The organism is Labilithrix luteola, assembly GCF_001263205.1.
In the GTDB taxonomy this organism is placed as follows: domain Bacteria; phylum Myxococcota_A; class Polyangia; order Polyangiales; family Polyangiaceae; genus Labilithrix; species Labilithrix luteola.
The window spans coordinates 6,281,713-6,298,622 of the sequence record NZ_CP012333.1 but is presented as its reverse complement, the minus strand read 5'-3'; the positions used below and the strand labels follow the sequence as shown (position 1 = coordinate 6,298,622).

Annotated in this window: 10 protein-coding genes; 5 read left to right on the top strand and 5 right to left on the bottom strand. The window is 65.4% G+C overall.

The features are described 5' to 3' along the window. The first annotated feature begins 92 nt into the window (after positions 1-92). Complete coding sequence (locus AKJ09_RS27435) at positions 93-2,057, top strand: hypothetical protein (protein WP_146650776.1); 1,965 nt, start codon at positions 93-95, stop codon at positions 2,055-2,057. Between the two features lie 9 nt (positions 2,058-2,066). On the opposite strand, the gene uraH is transcribed toward AKJ09_RS27435, so the two are convergent. Genes uraH through allB form a run of 3 tightly spaced genes read right to left on the bottom strand, consistent with a single transcriptional unit; the run spans position 2,067 to position 5,409 of the window. Then, on the bottom strand, positions 2,067-2,405 hold the full coding sequence (gene uraH / locus AKJ09_RS27430; RefSeq protein WP_146650774.1) for a hydroxyisourate hydrolase: 339 nt from the start codon (positions 2,403-2,405) through the stop codon (positions 2,067-2,069). Positions 2,406-2,423: 18 nt separating this feature from the next. Continuing rightward, positions 2,424-4,010 carry an allantoicase gene (gene alc / locus AKJ09_RS27425; protein ID WP_146650773.1) on the bottom strand — a complete coding sequence of 529 codons (1,587 nt, stop codon included), beginning with the start codon at positions 4,008-4,010 and terminating at the stop codon, positions 2,424-2,426. Between the two features lie 7 nt (positions 4,011-4,017). Beyond that, complete coding sequence (gene allB / locus AKJ09_RS27420; protein WP_146650771.1) at positions 4,018-5,409, bottom strand: allantoinase AllB; 1,392 nt, start codon at positions 5,407-5,409, stop codon at positions 4,018-4,020. 49 nt (positions 5,410-5,458) lie between these two features. Between allB and AKJ09_RS27415 the strand changes: the two genes are divergently transcribed. From AKJ09_RS27415 to AKJ09_RS53340, 4 genes are all read left to right on the top strand, one after another. Continuing rightward, a complete protein-coding gene (locus AKJ09_RS27415) occupies positions 5,459-7,219 on the top strand; it encodes a serine/threonine-protein kinase (protein WP_169927913.1) in 1,761 nt (586 codons plus the stop codon). Positions 7,220-7,345: 126 nt separating this feature from the next. Next, positions 7,346-8,062, top strand: a complete 717-nt coding sequence (locus tag AKJ09_RS27410) for a hypothetical protein (RefSeq protein WP_146650767.1) — start codon at positions 7,346-7,348, stop codon at positions 8,060-8,062. A gap of 26 nt (positions 8,063-8,088) precedes the next feature. After that, the gene (locus tag AKJ09_RS27405; RefSeq protein ID WP_146650765.1) at positions 8,089-9,051 is read left to right on the top strand and encodes a peptidase associated/transthyretin-like domain-containing protein; all 963 of its coding nucleotides are present in this window, start codon (positions 8,089-8,091) and stop codon (positions 9,049-9,051) included. A gap of 15 nt (positions 9,052-9,066) precedes the next feature. Continuing rightward, positions 9,067-10,536, top strand: coding sequence for a hypothetical protein (locus AKJ09_RS53340; RefSeq protein ID WP_169927912.1), 1,470 nt, complete (start codon positions 9,067-9,069; stop codon positions 10,534-10,536). A gap of 349 nt (positions 10,537-10,885) precedes the next feature. On the opposite strand, the gene AKJ09_RS55030 is transcribed toward AKJ09_RS53340, so the two are convergent. Continuing rightward, positions 10,886-11,317 carry a hypothetical protein gene (locus AKJ09_RS55030; protein WP_240488601.1) on the bottom strand — a complete coding sequence of 144 codons (432 nt, stop codon included), beginning with the start codon at positions 11,315-11,317 and terminating at the stop codon, positions 10,886-10,888. A gap of 1,523 nt (positions 11,318-12,840) precedes the next feature. Continuing rightward, on the bottom strand, positions 12,841-16,698 hold the full coding sequence (gene xdhB, locus AKJ09_RS27385) for a xanthine dehydrogenase molybdopterin binding subunit (RefSeq protein WP_146650761.1): 3,858 nt from the start codon (positions 16,696-16,698) through the stop codon (positions 12,841-12,843). Positions 16,699-16,910: the final 212 nt, after the last annotated feature.

Here is a 16,910-nt window from a genome sequence, read left to right as displayed (position 1 = left end):
TCCGAGAGGGCCACGGCGCACGACGAATGGCTCAAGAAAAAATCCTGCTATCCGCCATGAGCCGTTCGCAAGATTCGAGGGCCCTGTCCGTCATGCGGTCGAAAGTATTCGCGTCTGGGATCATCACGGCTCTGCTTGTTGTCGGCAGCATGGGCCTTGGCTGTGCGAAGATCTCCACCGTCCTGGAGACGGCCGATGGCGGCGCCTCCAACGACGACGGCTCGGCTCCGAACGGGAACGGCGACGGCGGCGACGACGACGGAACCTATGTGGAGAACTGGCCCGAGCTGATTCCCTCAGGGAAGGTGGACCTCCTCTTCGTCATCGACAACTCGGCGTCGATGGGCGACAAGCAGTCCGTTCTCGCGAACTCCGCGGCCACGCTGATCGACGGGCTCGTGCGCCCGCCGTGCCTTTCGCCGAGTGGGATCCCTTCGGGCGCTCTCTCCGATCCGAGGCAGTCCAAAGCGAACCGCTACGGATGCCCGGCTGGTACGGCGCCCGCATTCATGCCTGTCAACGACATGCATGTTGGCGCGATCTCCTCGTCGCTCGGAGGGTTCGGCGGCGACGTCTGCGCCTACGGTGACCGCACCAACGATCATGGAAGGCTCTTCACCAGCACCTCGGCGCCCGACACCGTGGCGATGAGGGAGTTCCAATTCTTCCCGTGGGCACTTCCCAGCGCAACCGTCGAGACGTTGACGCGGCTGCAGAATGCTTCAGTGTCACCGATCACCGACGCCAACATCCTGAAGCAAGATGTCCAAGCGCTCGTGAACGACATGGACCAGACGGGCTGCGGACTCGAGGCCCAACTAGAATCCCTCTACCACTTCCTCTCGGCTCCCGATCCGTGGGTCAACGTCAAAACGACGAATGGCCTCGCCGACTACGGAACGGCCGTCGACACGGATCTCCTCAAGCAGCGAAAGAACTTTCTTCGTCCAGACTCGTTCCTCGCCATCGTGATGCTCACGGACGAAGACGATTCTTCCCCCGACCCCCGATCGATCGGCGGCCAAGGTTGGGCGTTCTCGAACACGAGTTTCCCTGGCTCCATCGTCGCGCGCCCGACGGGCCTCGGTACGACGGCACCGCGCGCGACGAGCGCGTGTGCGACCGATCCAGTGAGCGGCGCCTGCACCTCGTGTGGCTTCGTCAACTCGTGCATCACGGGTGATCCTGCCTGCGAGGCAATCAAGGCCGACCCGTCCTGCCACATCAACGGCGGCTATTACGGTCCTACCGAGGATTCGCTCAATGTCCGTTACCACCACATGAAGCAACGCTTCGGCGTCGATCCTCAGTATCCCATCAACCGCTACGTCGATGCGCTCACCCACTCGCGGGTGCCGGCGCGCAGCAACGAACATACGACCGACGGCGACGGTAGAGTCGAGCCTTATGACGGGATTCCGCGCTGCCGCAACCCGATCTTCGCTGGAAGTCTCCCCGACCCGGGCGGAGACTATTGCAAGCTGCCGGCTGGACCGAGGAGACCGGAACAGGTCGCACTGCTCGTGATTGGTGGCGTGCCGAACCAACTCCTCTACACGGACCTCGAGAACCCGGTCAGCTCACGCATCACGCCGACGGCATGGGCGCCCATCCTCGGCGCGAATCCGGACGGCTACAATTACGCGGGGATCGATCCACACATGGTGCAGTCGGTGGAGCCGCGTGCGGGTCTCCCGCTTCCGGGAAGCGCCGACAACAGCGATCCGATTCATGGCCGAGAGTGGAACACGGACAACGACGATCTCCAGTACGCCTGCACCTTCACGCTTCCATCTCCGAAGACGTGTACAGGCGGGGATCCGTCATGCGATTGCAACGGCCCCACCACCTCGCCGGTCTGCAGCGGTTCGGTGCAGACGAAGGGAAAGGCCTATCCGACGCCGCGTGAATTCCGCGTGGCCAAGGGCATGGGCGAGAGCGGCATCATCGGCTCGATCTGCCCGATCCAGCTCGACGATCCGAGCGCGGCGAACTACGGCTACAGGCCCTCGTTCGACGCGCTCCTCCGGCGCATCGTGCCCTTCCTCGAGCAGTGAGGCTCGCGCTCAGCTCCCGCGGTACGTCGAGTAGCCGTAGGCGCTGAGCAAGAGCGGCACGTGGTAGTGCGCGGCGGCGTCGCGAATCGTGAAGACGATGCTCGCCTCTGGATAGAACCCGGTGACGTTCTGCGCGGAGAAATAAGCCTCCGTGTCGAACGTCACCCGGTAGATGCCTTCGCTTAGCTTGCCCTCTGGAACGAGCTCTTTGATGCGCCCGTCGGCGTCGGTGGTGCCCGCGTTCACCCGAACGTAGGCGCCACCTTCCTTTTTCTCGAGGACGACGGGAACGCCCTCGGCGGGACGGCCACGGGTGATGTCGAGAACGTGCGTGGAGATCGATCGCATCGTGGTTCCTGGTTCGGCCTAACGACGAACGAGCTTGGCGAGACGGAGCTCGGTGATCTTCTGCTGCTCCTCGGCGGCGCGGCGGTGCTCGATCTCCGGCGTGTTGCTCATGCGCTCCTTGGCGATGGCGAGCATCTCCTCGGCGCTCTTGCCCGTGGCGCACACGATGTAGATGCGACCGAACTTCTTCTCGTAGGCCTCGTTGGCCGCGCGGAGCTCGTCGCGAACGACCTGACTCGCGGTGTCGACCTTCGACTGCTCCTTGCTGCTCCAGCTCTGAGCCGTCTTGCTCTGCGGCCCCTCAGCCTTCTTCTCGCCGATGCGCGGGTGAGCGCGGAAGGCCTCGTCGTGATCGCCGGTGGAGAGCGCGCTCCAGATCGAGGAGGCCTTCTCGGCGAGCGAGCTCAGAGTCGAGAAGACACCGGGATTCTTCGAGCGCTCCTCGCGCATCTTCGTCACCCACGCATTCGAACCGCAGCACGAGCGAAGCGCCGAATCGAGCTCCGGGTCGGGCATCGCACGGAGGTAGCGCATGCCGAAGGTTTCGCGGCCGGCGTCGGTTGCCACACCGTAGAGTCGAAGACGGCTCACGCCACCGTCCGGCCAGATGCGTAGGCGTACGTGTGTGGCGGGCGTGTGGACGGCGAACTCGTCTTCGAAGACGTGCGTGGTGTGGGGCTGGAGCTTCGTGCGATGGAGGAGCGGCGTCCATCCTTCGTCTTTGCTGCCGTCGGGATCGGGCGCGCCGGGCGGAACGTGGGCGACTTCGATCGCGCAGGTATCGGGCGCGTTGCCCTTGAAATGCGTGGTTTCGAGCACGGCGCGCTCGAGAACCCCCTCGGCGCCGAGGCGCACGACGACCCAATCCGGGCCTGGACGACGCGAGCGCTTCGTCTCCCAACCGTCGCCCATGTTCACGCCGCGGCCCGGCATGATCAGGTTGTGACGCGAGCCGAAGAACATGTCGTTGCAGGCGACGACGACCGCGCCGTGCTCGGCAGCGCCAAGGTCGACGAGCTGCGGGCGTTCGCTCTTTCCGAGCCAGCGAGCGTCGGGCATGACGTCGCCGTAGACGCGAAGTCGGGCAACGCCGCCATCGGGGTGGATGTGGAAGCGGAGATGCGTGAAGCGCTGGGCGCTCGCGATCATGAAGACGTTCTTCGAGTCCCCCTTCAGATCGACGCGCGGCAAGATCTCCGTCCAGACGATCTCTTCCGAGAGGAGCGTCGCCAGATCGGGATGGCCCTGGATGCTTGCGCCTTCGATCGAGCATGCCTGGGGGTAGTTGCCTTTGAAGAATGCCGTGTCGACGACGACGCCGCGCACGACACCGGGAAGCCCGAGCCGGATGATGCAGGAGTCGTGTTCGGGATGAGGGCCGGCGGACGCGAAGGCGTGGTCACGACGACGGCGCGATTCCCAGCCGTCCATCCACTTGCCGCGGTCGGTGTACTTGCCCTCGATGAAGATGGCTTCTTCGGGCTTGAGCAGGTTGTCTTTGCTCGCGAAGAAGTCATCCGAGGCCCACAGCACCGATCCGCCGAGGCGCTCGGCCGCGAGATCGACCAGCTGCGTCAGCTCTCCACTCGTCGTCGTGTTCGTCATGGCGAAACTAGCTTCTCCTCAACCAGCGGCCGGAAGGCGCTTGCCGGAAGCGCTCTTCGCCTTTGCCGCGTTCGTAGATGGTCTCTCCGCGAAGAATGGTGCGCTCCACCACGCCTCGAAGACTGCGACCTTGATACGGCGTGATCTTGTTCTTGTGCTCGAGCGAGGTCGCGTCGATCGAGTGCTGGCCGTCGGGGTCCCACAGGACGAGATCGGCATCGCAGCCGACGGCGATCGCTCCCTTGCGCCCCGTGAGGCCGGCGAGCCGGGCAGGAGCTGCGCTCATCCACGAGGCGAGATCGGTCACGGAGAACCCGCGCTCGCGCGCGCTCGTCCAGATGGCCGCGAGCCCGATCTGCAGAGACGAGATACCGCCCCACGCTTTCATGAAGTCACCCGAACCGCTGCATTTGAGCTCGACGGTCGACGGGGAGTGATCGGTGACGATCTGATCGACGAGGCCTTCGCGAAGCGCGTTCCAAAGCTTTTCGCGGTTGTCCTTCTCGCGGATGGGCGGCGCGCATTTGTAGGCCGTGCCGCCGTCGGGGATCTCTTCGGAAGCGAACGTGAGGTAGTGCGGGCACGTCTCGACCGTGAGCGGAACTCGGCCATCTCTCGCCTGGCGCACGGTGGACAGTGCATCGGAGGACGAAAGATGAACGATATGCGCCTGCGCTCCCGTCTCTTTCGCGAGACGAAGGACGAGATCGACCGCGGCGTCTTCCGCGCGACGAGGCCGTGAGCGCAGATACGTCTCGTATTTGCGGGGGTCGAGGCCCATCGCCGCCTTCTCCCCTTCGGACAAGGGCTCAGGCAGCTCGGCGTGGACGAAGAGAGGTGCACCGAGACGGGCGAGCTCGCGCATGCCCTCGCGGAGCTCGTCTTCCATGACGTGCGAGAATTCGGCGACACCGCTCTCGGCGAGGAAGCACTTGAATGCGAGGGCTCCTTCGCGGAAGAGCGCGGCGAGATCGCCGTGCGGCTTCGCGTTGCCAGGCACGAGACCGCCGCAAAGCGCGACGTCGACGCGCGCCTTGGCCTCGAGCGCGCGAACCTTGGCCTGCAGTCCCTCGAGTGTGGTCGTCGGGGGAATGCTGTTGAGGGGCATGTCGACGAGGGTGGTCACCCCGCCGGCCGCGGCCGCGCGCGTGGCCGTTTCGAAGCCTTCCCAGTCCGTGCGGCCGGGATCGTTGATGTGGACGTGCGTGTCGACGAGGCCAGGCATGAGGACGAGGTTGCCCGCCTCGATGATCTCCACGCCGCCCGTCTTCACGCCGACAGGCACGTCGTCGAAATCCGTGATCGCGGCGATCTTGCCTTTCGCGACATGCACGGCTGCGGACTTCTCGCCCGAAGGCATCACCACGCGCGCTCCGCGCACGACTCGATCGACGACCATGTGCGCGAAGTCTAGCGCGGCAGGAAAAAACACGGCACCATTGTCGTCGATGCCCGCACGTGGTCCCGAGCTCCATCCTGGCGACGTTCTGCCCGGGACGAAGTACCGGGTCGTCCAGCAACTCGGCGTGGGCGGAATGGGCGTCGTCTATCGCGTCGTCAAGCCGCCGGAGATCCATTGCGTGCTCAAGTTGATGAGCACGGACCTGAGCTCCCATCCGGAGTTCCGCGAGCGATTCTTCGACGAGGTCCGCGTTCTCGCGCAGCTCGATCACCCGAACATCGTCCGCGTCTTCGACTACGACACGCTCCAGGACGGCACGCCCTTCTACGTGATGGAGCTTCTGCACGGCCAGACCGTGCGCGACGTCCTCGGGGCTCTCGGTCGCGTGCCGCCGCGCGTGGCCTTCGAGATCGCGCGCCAGCTGCTCGAAGCGCTGCACTGCGCGCACACGAACCCGATCCAGGTCGTCCATCGCGACATCAAACCGGAGAACATCTTTCTCCATGCGCCGCGTCACGGTGAGCCCGTCGTGAAGCTCATCGACTTCGGCGTCGTGGCTCTCTCCGATCGCCAGCACGACGGCACCTTCGTCGGGACCTGGAGCTACGCGGCCCCGGAACAGATCCGTGGTTTGCGCGCGACCCCTGCAACCGATCTCTACGCCGTCGGGCTCGTGCTCTACGAGATGCTGTGCGGCTGCGGCCCCTTCGATCATCACGACACGGGGACGCGCATCGCCCAGGCCCACATGACGGAGACGCCGGCGCCGGTCTCGAAGTTCGCGCCATGGGTACCGCCGTCGGTCGTCGAGCTCATCGCATCGGCGCTCGCCAAGGATCCGCGCCAGCGCCCGCGCGACGCTTACGCCTTCGCCGAACGGCTCTACGAGCTCGAATGGGCGAACGACGGCAAGGATCCCAACGACCGCACGAGCGAAGGACCGCTCGCACGTGTGCTCAGCACGGTGGGCGGCGTGGCGCGCGCGTCCAATCGGGAACCGCCGAAAGTGCCGGTCGTCGGTGTGCCGGGAGAGGCTCGCTTCCATGGGGAGAACACGCTCCGAGGCGTGGGCCAAGATGGCACCTCCCCCGGCGAAGATGCGCTTCTCGACGGTCTCGTCGCACGCAACGAAACGGGTCTCGCGGACAAGCCACGCAGGTCGGCGCCGAAGCCGAACGTGCCGCTCGCCACGCCGCGACCGCCGCTCTCCAACGCGGCGACCCTCGACGCCCCCAAGACCGACGTTGGCTTGGGAGCACCCGCGAGTGCACTCGCAGCCAAACACGTCGACACGGACACGTTCGCATCGCAGGCATCGGACACGGCTCGTCGCGGTCGCAACTCCGAGCGAAACCCGGCACTCGTTCCTCTCGTGGTGACGGCCGCAGTCGTCTTCCTCGGCACGAGCGGTGTCGTCGTCCATCGCTGGCGCGCGGCGCATGCTCCGCCGGTCGAATCGGCGCTGATCGCTCCTCCTCCGATGACGGCCCCCGCACCTCCGCCGACGAACGTGCTCGTCGCCGAGCCCGCGACGTCCGCACCGTCTGCGCCGGCATCTGCCCCCACCGTGTCGGCCGCGCCAGTCGAGTCGACGACCAGGGTGGCTCCCAAGGCGGCCAACGGAGGCGCTCGATCGCAGGGCACATCGAGTGGAGCCGCGGGCGCGAAACCTGTCGCGACGAACTCAACGGTGACGACGACGCCGAGCCCCGCATCTCCACCGACTCCGAGCGCGAACAGCGCACCGTCGCCCGCACCTTCTCCGGGCGAAAAGCCGGGGAACAGCGACTTCATCAGGAAATTTTGACGCGCAAAACGATGCCGGGGCGCATTCGCTGGGGTACCCTTCTGGCCACGTCGCATGACGAAGGCAGTAGGCGATCCGACGGCTGAAAACGCGGCAGAAGCGGGTCACGACACACCCGATTCGCCGATGAGAACACGCGACGGCGTGACGCCCACGGACGTCTTTGCGGCCGCCCAGGCCCGTGACGCACGGCATCGTCAGGGGGCCGAAGCGCTCATCGCCGGCTTCGATCGCCCTGGCCGAAGCCCGCGCCGAGCCCGCGCCTCACGCGATTTCGTCGACTACTACGCGTCGAGCAAGAACTCCGAACCGTTCGTCCCGAGACGGAACACGGAGGACGAGATCAACTCGGCCGTCGAGCGCGTCGAGGGCCTCGCGCCACGCAAGGGCCTCCCTTCGTGGGCACCGCTCGTCATCGTGACGGTGACCGCGTGCATCCTGGTCGCGGGCGTCGCGTACATCGCAACGTCGGACGATCCGCCTCCCCGCACCTCGTCGAGCACGGCGAGCGCGGCCGTTTCGACGGCGGCGACGACACTCACGGCGGCCAGCGGTTCGGGCGCTTCGACGCGATCGGCGCGTCCGCCGGACGATATTCCTCCGCCGGCCACTCCGGACACGGTCATCCTCCCCGCCACCGCCGCCCCCGATCTCGACGCACCGGCGCTCCACAAGGTGACGCCCTCGGCCTCGATGTCTGGTCGGCCGAGAGCGCCCGAGCCGCCCCCCTCTCCACAGCCGGCACAAGGTTCGCATCCCGCCACGACGAACCCGACGCCCCCCGCGACCGCGGCGCCTCCTTCCAGCACGCCGCCACGCGACGATTTCATCCGCGCCCTCTGATCGAGTATCGAACCGACGGACCGACGATGCGACGACACGTCTTTCTTGCCACCTTCCTTCTAGCCTTCGGACTCCCGACGTTCGCCCACGCCGAGGACGCCGCCATGGCCGAGGCCCAAGCCCGCTTCTCGGAGGGCCTCGAGCTCGCCGACAAGTACAAGTACGAAGAGGCGAGGCTGAAGTTCCTCCAGGCCGCGTCGGTCTTGAAGGCCCCTTCGGTGCTCTTCAACCTCGCGCGCACCGAGCAAGCGACCGGCCACGACGTCGAAGCGATCGAGCACTACCGCCAGTTCATCGTCGGCAGCGCCAACGACACGCGCATCAACGACGCCATGCGCGAAAAGGCGAAGCAGAACATCACCGACCTGCTCCGCAAAGTCGGCCAAATCGACGTCGACGCGCCCATCGGGTCGAAACTCTCCCTCGACGGCAAGCCGCTCGACGAGACACCGAAGGAACCGCTCCCCGTCACCCCGGGCCGCCACGAAGTCAGCGCCACCTTCGAAGGCCGCGTCAAGTCGGTCACCGTCGACGCCCCCCTCGGCACGGTCGTGCCGGTAAAACTCGTCTTCGACAACACACCCACCACCGACCCCCCGCACACGGAGGGCTCGAAAACGTCATGGCCGACCGCGCGCATCGTCACCGTGAGCGCTCTCGCGGCCGGTGCAGTTGCCGGTGGCATCATGGCGGTCGTGTTCCAGGGCAAAGCCCAGGGCAACGTCGACGACGCGAGGGACCTCCTGCACGGCGCGAGCTGTGTCGGCGTCACGAGCGCGGCGTGTTCGACCGCACGCTCGTTGAAAGACGATCGCGATTCGAATCTCACCATTGCCACCGTGTCAGCGATTGCTGGCGGAGTGTTCGCTGCAGGCGCAATCGCCACGGTCTTCTTCTGGCCGAAGTCGTCGAAAGAGAAAGATTCCGCTCGGCTGGTGCCATCCGTTGCTCCTGGCTACGGCGGAGCGAGCTTCGTGGGACGGTTCTGAGGAAGGGTTGAGAGGATGCGTCGAGTTGTTCTTGGCTTGATCGCCGCGGCAGCGGTCGCAGGCATTCCCGCATGCACCGCCGGTGACGATTGCGATTTCGGCCTATGCGCTGGTGCCACCACCAGCGGTGGTGACGGCGGAGGTGACGGCAGCACGGTCGACCCACCCAAGGATTGTGACCCGAACGCTGATCCGAAAGACGCCCCCAATTGCGTCGTCGACGCCTACGGTGTGTTCGTCTCGCCGTCTGGGGATGACAGTCAAGCCGGTACAAGCAAGGCGCCCGTCAAGACGATCAGCAAGGCGCTCGACCTCGCGAATCACAACCGTCTTCCGCGTGTCTATGTCTGCGAGGGCACGTATACCGAAAACATCTCGACCTCGTATGTCGTGAGCATCTACGGCGGATTTGCCTGCACCGACTTCAGCAGCAACGGTTCCAAGGCGACCATCCGACCGCCGAAGGGAATCGCCGTCACGGTTCGTGACGTCCAGGCGCCGGGCATCACGCTCTCTGATCTGGACGCGCTCGGCGTTGCGGAGATGTCGACCCCCGGCGATCCGGCAATCGGCCTCCTCGTCGCCAATTCGACGCTAACCGTTAAGCGAAGCAACGTTGCGTCAGGTAACGGCGCACCTGGCCGCCCGGGCACTACTCACTCCAACTGGACCGGCGTCGCTGCCACGGGCGTAAACGCAAGCGGCGCAACGGGAGGCGCGGCACCAACATGCGACCCCTGCGGCGATGGCAAGACGCAATCGGGAGGCGGCGCGGGAGGGCCGAATTCTGGTCAGCCCGGCGATGGCACAGCCACGCCCGCAGTAGGAGAGTCGAATGCTGGTGCGAACAGCACATCAGCGTGCCTCCCTGGAACGGCAGGGGCCAACGGGCGCGGGGATGGGACTCCAGGCGCTGGAGCAACAACGTCTGGCTCGCTGACGGCGAATGGTTGGGAGAAGGGCGCGGAGGCTCAAAGGGGGGGAATTGGAAATCCAGGTCAGGGGGGTGGCGGTGGGGGCAGTAGGTCCTCCATCTCATCCGGAGGCGGCTCGGGAGGATGTGGCGGGTGCGGCGGCGGTGGGGGTACCGGCGGAGGAAACGGTGGACCAAGCTTTGCCCTCGCTTCCTTTGATAGCGATGTGACGCTTGTGGATTCGAAGCTCACGTCGGGAAACGGCGGTGACGGTGGTGACGGTGGCACCGGACAGAACGGCCAAGAAGGCGCAAACGGCGGGGCAGGCGCCTGCGCTGGTGGCTTTGGGGGCCATGGCGCAGGAGGCAGCGGCGGCGGCGGTGGCGCAGGAGGCCCGGCAGCGGCGATCGCCTACACGAAGGCGGGCCCCAAACGGACGTCAATGACACTCACATCAGGCCAGCCCGGCAAGGGCGGCAAAGCGGGACCGGCCGGTGCTGGCCTCGGAAACAAAGGCAGCGAAGGTGTCGTAGGCCCGATTGGTCAAGGGGGAGACTTGTTGCAGTTCTAGCGACGGCACTCTCCATCGCGCTCGTCAGAACTGGCACGGCATTCGAGAGATCGGCGATCGAACGTTCATCCGAGAGGGCGCGAGGCTGCGCTCCTGGATGGCCGATAAAGACTAGCGGCGTGTATCTCCGAGAAACTCGAGATCTTGGTTCGCCCCAGGCGCCGCGAGTTGTTCGGTTCCAATCGGATGGATTGGACGTGCGTCAGCCCCACCACCTGCGGAGCCGACACTTGCGAAGACCAGACCAAATGTCGAACGAAGTGGACCGAGTACTGCCAGTGTCTCCGCATGGCGCCGAGGCGCCATGCGGAACCGGGATTCGGCTGATCGCTTATGACAGCTTCTCTCTTCATAAGTACCGCACGGAGGAGCGGGGGCGTTCCGTTTGAAGAACGAGGCCGTGGCGTTGCCAACCGATGCGCGCGAGCCAGGTGCGCGGGCGGGCGACTGGGGATTCGAGGAGATTTCGGGCTGCGAGGGATTTGCGGAGATCGGCGAGCATGGGGCCGGCTCGCGGGTCCCAGCCTTCGAACCACGCAGCGGTGGAGCACGGGTCGAGCGTGAGTTCGGCGAGCACGCGTTCCTTGCCTTCGAAGGCGTGCTTGCGGATGTTCATCAGTACGTAGACGAGTGCGTTGCGGACTTGGCGGAGGCTCGTCAGATCCCGACGCGTATAGCGATCGCGCCAGAGAGAGCCATGGCGGCGCGTAAGCGCATTGACCACGAAGGTGATGCGCTGGGCGAGCTGGCGGGACGCCGCGCCAGAGGGCTTTGCGGTCAAACGCCTCCACAATGAGATGAACATGATTTTGCTGAACGCTGAAGTGAATGACCTGGAAGCCCTCGCGCGCTGACTTCTCGATCCGTCGACGAATCGCATTGAAGAGGCGTTCCTGACGAAGACGAGGCGAGTTCGCCTTCGCTCGCAACACCACGTGCACTGGATGATTCCGATTCAGCTCGGGTCGAATGCCGTGAACCTCGAATCCTTTGCGCTGAAGTGCTGCCTTGCGGCCCGCGTTCTTGCGCGCCCCGCCTCGAGGTGGCCGCGACTGCTCCGACGTTCGAAAGTCGAACGACTGCTGCACGGCGAGCGCCGACGCGTCTGCGGCACGACCATCTCGCTGCAAGCCGCGGCGTCGCAACAGACGCGCCGCCCCCTCACGCCATTGGCGCGCCCCGCCCCTCGCCGCCCCACCATCGTCCAGCCACTTTAATCACGAGCAACTCCAATTCAATAACAATTCAACATTCAGCCGGCAAATTACCCATCGACCACTACTGACACCAGCAATGAGGACTTCCACAACAACACCATTCGCAAATTCAATTACAGATCAGCAGAGAGGAGAAAAGCCTCGACTTCACCGCGCTCAGCTTGGACCGGGACCGAATGAAACGGCACAATGGATTTCCGCGAGCGCCGTCCCCCGCCTCGTTTCGGACGCGCTGACGCCATCCTCGTGACAGCCGCTCGACCCACGTCGGGTCTGTCGCTCTCGAATCGCGTGAACGTCTAGGGGACCAGGGCGCGGTCATTTGAATCGGCACAATGAAATTTCGGCCCTTCTGCGTTGGCGAATCGGATGAACCCGCAGCATCCCTTCTCCACGCTTCCCTACGCCCGACATTCTTTGGGCTCGCAGGGGTGCCGTATCGATTTACCGCTGGCGTCCGCACACTCCCCGATCCCCGCCGATCGACTCAGGGCGCACTCCCTCTTCCCCATTCACTCACGCAGCAAATTCGGCACGAAGACTCGCGAACAAAGGCACCCGCCGACACGAAACGAGCCGAAGGTGCACCGGCGCGGTTCGAGAAAGAGCCGCCGAAGCGTCTCAGCGCTCTGAGCGGCCAGAGGATCCGTCATCGCGCCCCTCCAAGCAAAGCGCCCAGGACGAGACAGCGAGTGCGGCGCCGCCAATCGATGCGCGCTGACGAGGATCGCCATCGGCAGGGGCTGCCCCCAGCCCTCGCCGCGGCTCACGACCGACGGGTGGCGGGGGCCGAGCCCGCCAGCCCTACGCGCGCGACTCGCCACGCTCGAACGCGCGAAGGCAGCTGAGGCGACGAGCGCCGATGGGGTCAGTGAACTTCGAGCTTCGCGATGGACTCGCCGGCGGCGCCGGGGAGGGACTTCGTGCCGGTGGGCGTCTTTTTCGTCAATGCGTCGCGACCTGGGCCGGCAGGACCGGGCTGGAGAGTGGACTCAATGAGCTTCGGCTCCTGACCCGCGAACACGAGGGCGATCGAAGGGCCAGTCGCGCCGTGACATGCGGAGCGCGACGTATCCGCACACGACGTCTACTCCGCCGCCCTCGCAGAGGACGGGGCGGCTCGGCCGGCCGCCATCTTCCGTATCGCCTTGAGAATGGCTTCATGCGTTGCGGGCGATTCGAGTTCGACCTCCCCTTCTCCGAAGGCGGCCACGGCATCACGAATCGCTTCGCGCACGCTGATCGCCAACATCAGCGGGGGCTCGCCAACGGCCTTGCTGCCATGGATGACGCCCTTCTGGGCTGCATTCTGGAGCAAGTCCACGCGGAACCTCGGTGGAGCGTCGCCAATCGAGGGGATTTGATACGTGCTCGCCGAATGGGTCAGGAGCTTGCCGTCTTTGCTCCACCGTAGATCTTCAGCGGTCAGCCACCCCATGCCCTGAACGAAGGCGCCTTCGATCTGCCCGCGGTCGATGCTCGGATTCAGCGACTCACCCACGTCGTGCAGGATGTCCACCGCGAGAACGCGCTTCATTCCCGTGTAGCCGTCGACTTCGACCTCGCTCACCGCCGCGCCATAGGCGAAGTACAGGAACGGTTTGCCGCGGCCTTTCGACTTGTCGTAGCCGATTCCCGGCGTGCGGTAGAAGCCCGTTGCCGACAGCGGGACTTGCTTCAAGTACGCACGCTCCGCTACCCGCTCGAACGGAATCGTGATGCCTGGAACCTGGGGCGCTCGCGCGACGCCCGCTTCGAAGATTACCGCGCTCGCTGGAACCGGCATGGCGGACTCGGCACTCAGGAGTTCGGCCGCAATCGGAGCAAGTCGATCACGAAGGGTGTCGCAAGCAGCCTTGACCGCTGCGCCGTTCAAATCCGACCCGCTCGAGGCCGCCGTCGCCGACGTATTCGGAACTTTGTCCGTCTGCGTCTTCATCACACGAACCTGGGACTCGGCCACGCCGAGCTCGCGCATGGCGATGCCGCGAATCTTCGTATAGAGGCCCTGCCCCATCTCGGTGCCGCCATGGTTCACCTGCACGGTCCCGTCGCGGTAGACGAGGACGAGCGCGCCGGCCTGATTCAAGAACGTGGCGGTGAACGAGATACCGAACTTGACCGGAGTAACGGCAATTCCACGCTTGATTCGATTCGACGTCGCGTTGAATGCCTCGATCTCCGCGCGGCGCGCTTCGAGACGCGAGGTGCGAACCAAGGTGGACCAGATCTGCGGAATGCGCTCGTCATCGAGCTCTTGTCCGTAGTGCGTGGTGTTGGTCTCCCCCGATCCTCGGTAGAGATTTCGCTCTCTCACGCGCTCCGGAGCAATTCCCAATCGGCGGGCGATGCGATCGAGGATTTCCTCCATCACGAGCATCCCTTGCGGGCCCCCGAAGCCGCGGAACGCCGTGTGCGAGACCACGTTCGTCTTCGCCACGCGCCCTTGGAAGGAGACCGCCGGGATGTAATACGAATTATCCAGGTGGAAGAGACCGCGGTCGCAGATCGACTCCGAAAGATCGAGCGCCCAGCCACCGTCGGCGTAGAGCCAAACGCGAGCACCGAGCAGCTTGCCCTGCTCGTCGTGCCCCACCTTGTATTTGGCATAGAACGGATGCCGCTTGCCGGTCAGGACCATGTCGAGATCCCGATCGAGCTGCACGCGCGTGGGTCGCCCCGTCTTCTGCGCGGCGAGCGCGACGAGCGACGCCCAGGTGTTGCCTTGCGTCTCCTTGCCACCGAATCCACCGCCCATGCGGGGCGATTGCACGACCACCTTGTGGCGCGGCAAGTGAAGGACGTGGGAGACGACGGCTTGCACCTCGCTCGGGTGCTGCGTGGACGACGTGACGAAGATCTCTCCGTCTTCGCCCGGCTCGGCCCACGCCGCGTGCGACTCGAGATAGAAGTGCTCTTGCCCGCCGACCTCGAACTCGCCCTCCACGACGTAGGGAGCAGCATCGAGCGCGGCGTCCACGTTGCCACGGGCGATCGTATGCGTGTCCGTGTGGAAGCTCCCCTTGGCCACGGCGTCGCGAGCACCGAGCACCGCAGGCAACGGCTCGTACTCGACCTTCACCTTCGCGGCCGCGAGGCGGCACGCTTCGTACGACTCGCCCACGACGACCGCCACGATTTGTCCGTGGAAGAACACCTCGCCGGCGGCCAGGAGGGGCTCGTCGTGACGAATGGCGCCGACGTCGTTCGTGCCGGGCACGTCGTTGGCCGTCAGCACGCACGAAACGCCCGGCTCCTTCTCGGCCTGCGAGACGTCGACCGACACCACGCGTGCACGAGCATGCGGGCTCGTCACCGGCCACATCTCGAGCATGTCCCGACGAGCGGCCACGTCGTCCACGTAAAGCGCGCTCCCCGTGACGTGCCCCACGGCACTCTCGTGCGAGAGCGCCCGGCCATCCGCCTTGCCCTCCCGAACGCGACACTCCGATGGGGTGCCCTCCTCGTCGCCCTCGAACGTGATCGGCGCGTCTTGTGCAGCGCTCGATTCACCACGGAAAAACTTCTCGAAAAGGCCCGCGATGAGATTCCGCCGGAACTCCGCGCCCGAGCGATGATCGTCGATTGGCGCGAACTCCTCGGCGAGAGCGGATAGAGCGCCGGCAAGCGTCGCTTCGTTCCACGCTTTGCCGAGCAAGAAGGCCTCGGTCTTGCGAGCGCGTGAGGGCGTGGCCGCCACGCCACCGAAGGCCAGGCGAGCGTGCGTGACGACGTTCGCCGCGTCCGTGTCCACCACGAACGCCGCCGCCGTGATGCTGATGTCGAGCTCGCGGCGTTTGCTGACTTTGTAGCTCTCTACGCGGCGTATGATTCCCGGAGCAACCTGCGCCCGCGGGAATTCGATCGATCGAACGATCTGGTCCGGGGCGAGCGCCGTCTTGCGATATCCGAGAAAGAACTCGGCGAGCGGCATGCGCCGCGTTCCGCCCTTGTTCGCGAGAACGATCTCCGCGTCCAGGGCGAGCATCACGGGCGGCATGTCGCCGATGGGCGAAGCCGTGACCACGTTGCCGGCCAGCGTTGCTCGATTCCGAATCTGCCGAGATGCAAACACGGCGAGCATCTTGTCGATCATCGGATATTCGCCCGAGAGCGCCTCTTCGAGCGCCGTCAGGGTGGCCGCGCCGCCGACCTTCCAGTGACTCTCCGTCTTCTCGACGACCGCGAGCTCGCGCACGCCCTCCGTCGAAACGAGGAGCGGATAGCGCTTGAACATCTTGTTGATGTAAACGCCAATCTCCGTTGCACCGGCCACGAGCTCCGCCCTCGCGCCGTGCGCGGCCTTGAGGTCGAGGAGCTCGTCGAGCGACGTCGGCCGCAGGAACGTCTGCTCTCCATTTTGATAGTCGACCTTGGCAATCGCGCCGTCGTTCTTCTTCAGACGAAGCTGGAAGAGATCGTCGCCAGGCCGCTTACGCCCCAGCGCATCGACCATCGCGTCGCGAATCGGTCGGTATCCCGTGCAGCGGCAGAGATTGCCATTGAGCTGATCACCGATGCGCTCCTTCGCGCGCTCACCCTCGCCGACGTCGGTACGGTAGTACGCCTCGAACATCGAGAGGACGAAGCCCGGCGTGCAGTATCCGCACTGCGAGCCATAGTGGGCCACCATCGCGTCCTGCACGGGATGCAGCCCCTCCGGCAGGGCGACCCCCTCGACGGTCACGATCTCGCGCCCGGCCACCATCGGTAGAAGCGTGATGCAACTGTTGATGGCGCGATAGGTGCGCTCGCCACGCGCGTTGGTGTCGACCAACGCCACGGTGCAGGCACCGCAGTCGCCTTCCGCGCAGCCTTCCTTGCTGCCCGTGCGTCCCTGACTTCGGAGCCACGCGAGGAGAGAACCGTTCGTCGACTCGCCGGAGACCCGGACGGAGCGGCCATTGAGAACGAACTCGAAGGAAGGCGCCTTCGTGAAGGACATGTGACGACGATAGCTCAGCTTAATGCTCGACGGACAGACGGCCGTGCATGCGCAAGGCCAGCGTTCCGCCATTTCTGCGCGCCGCAGCACGTCGCAGGCGCGTCTCCATCGCATCCCATCATCCCGACGTTCGCGGCGGACACGTGAACGCTCGATGACCGCGTGGTCCGAAGCGGTGACGACTTTCCGAGGTCGTGGAGGGAAGAATCCGC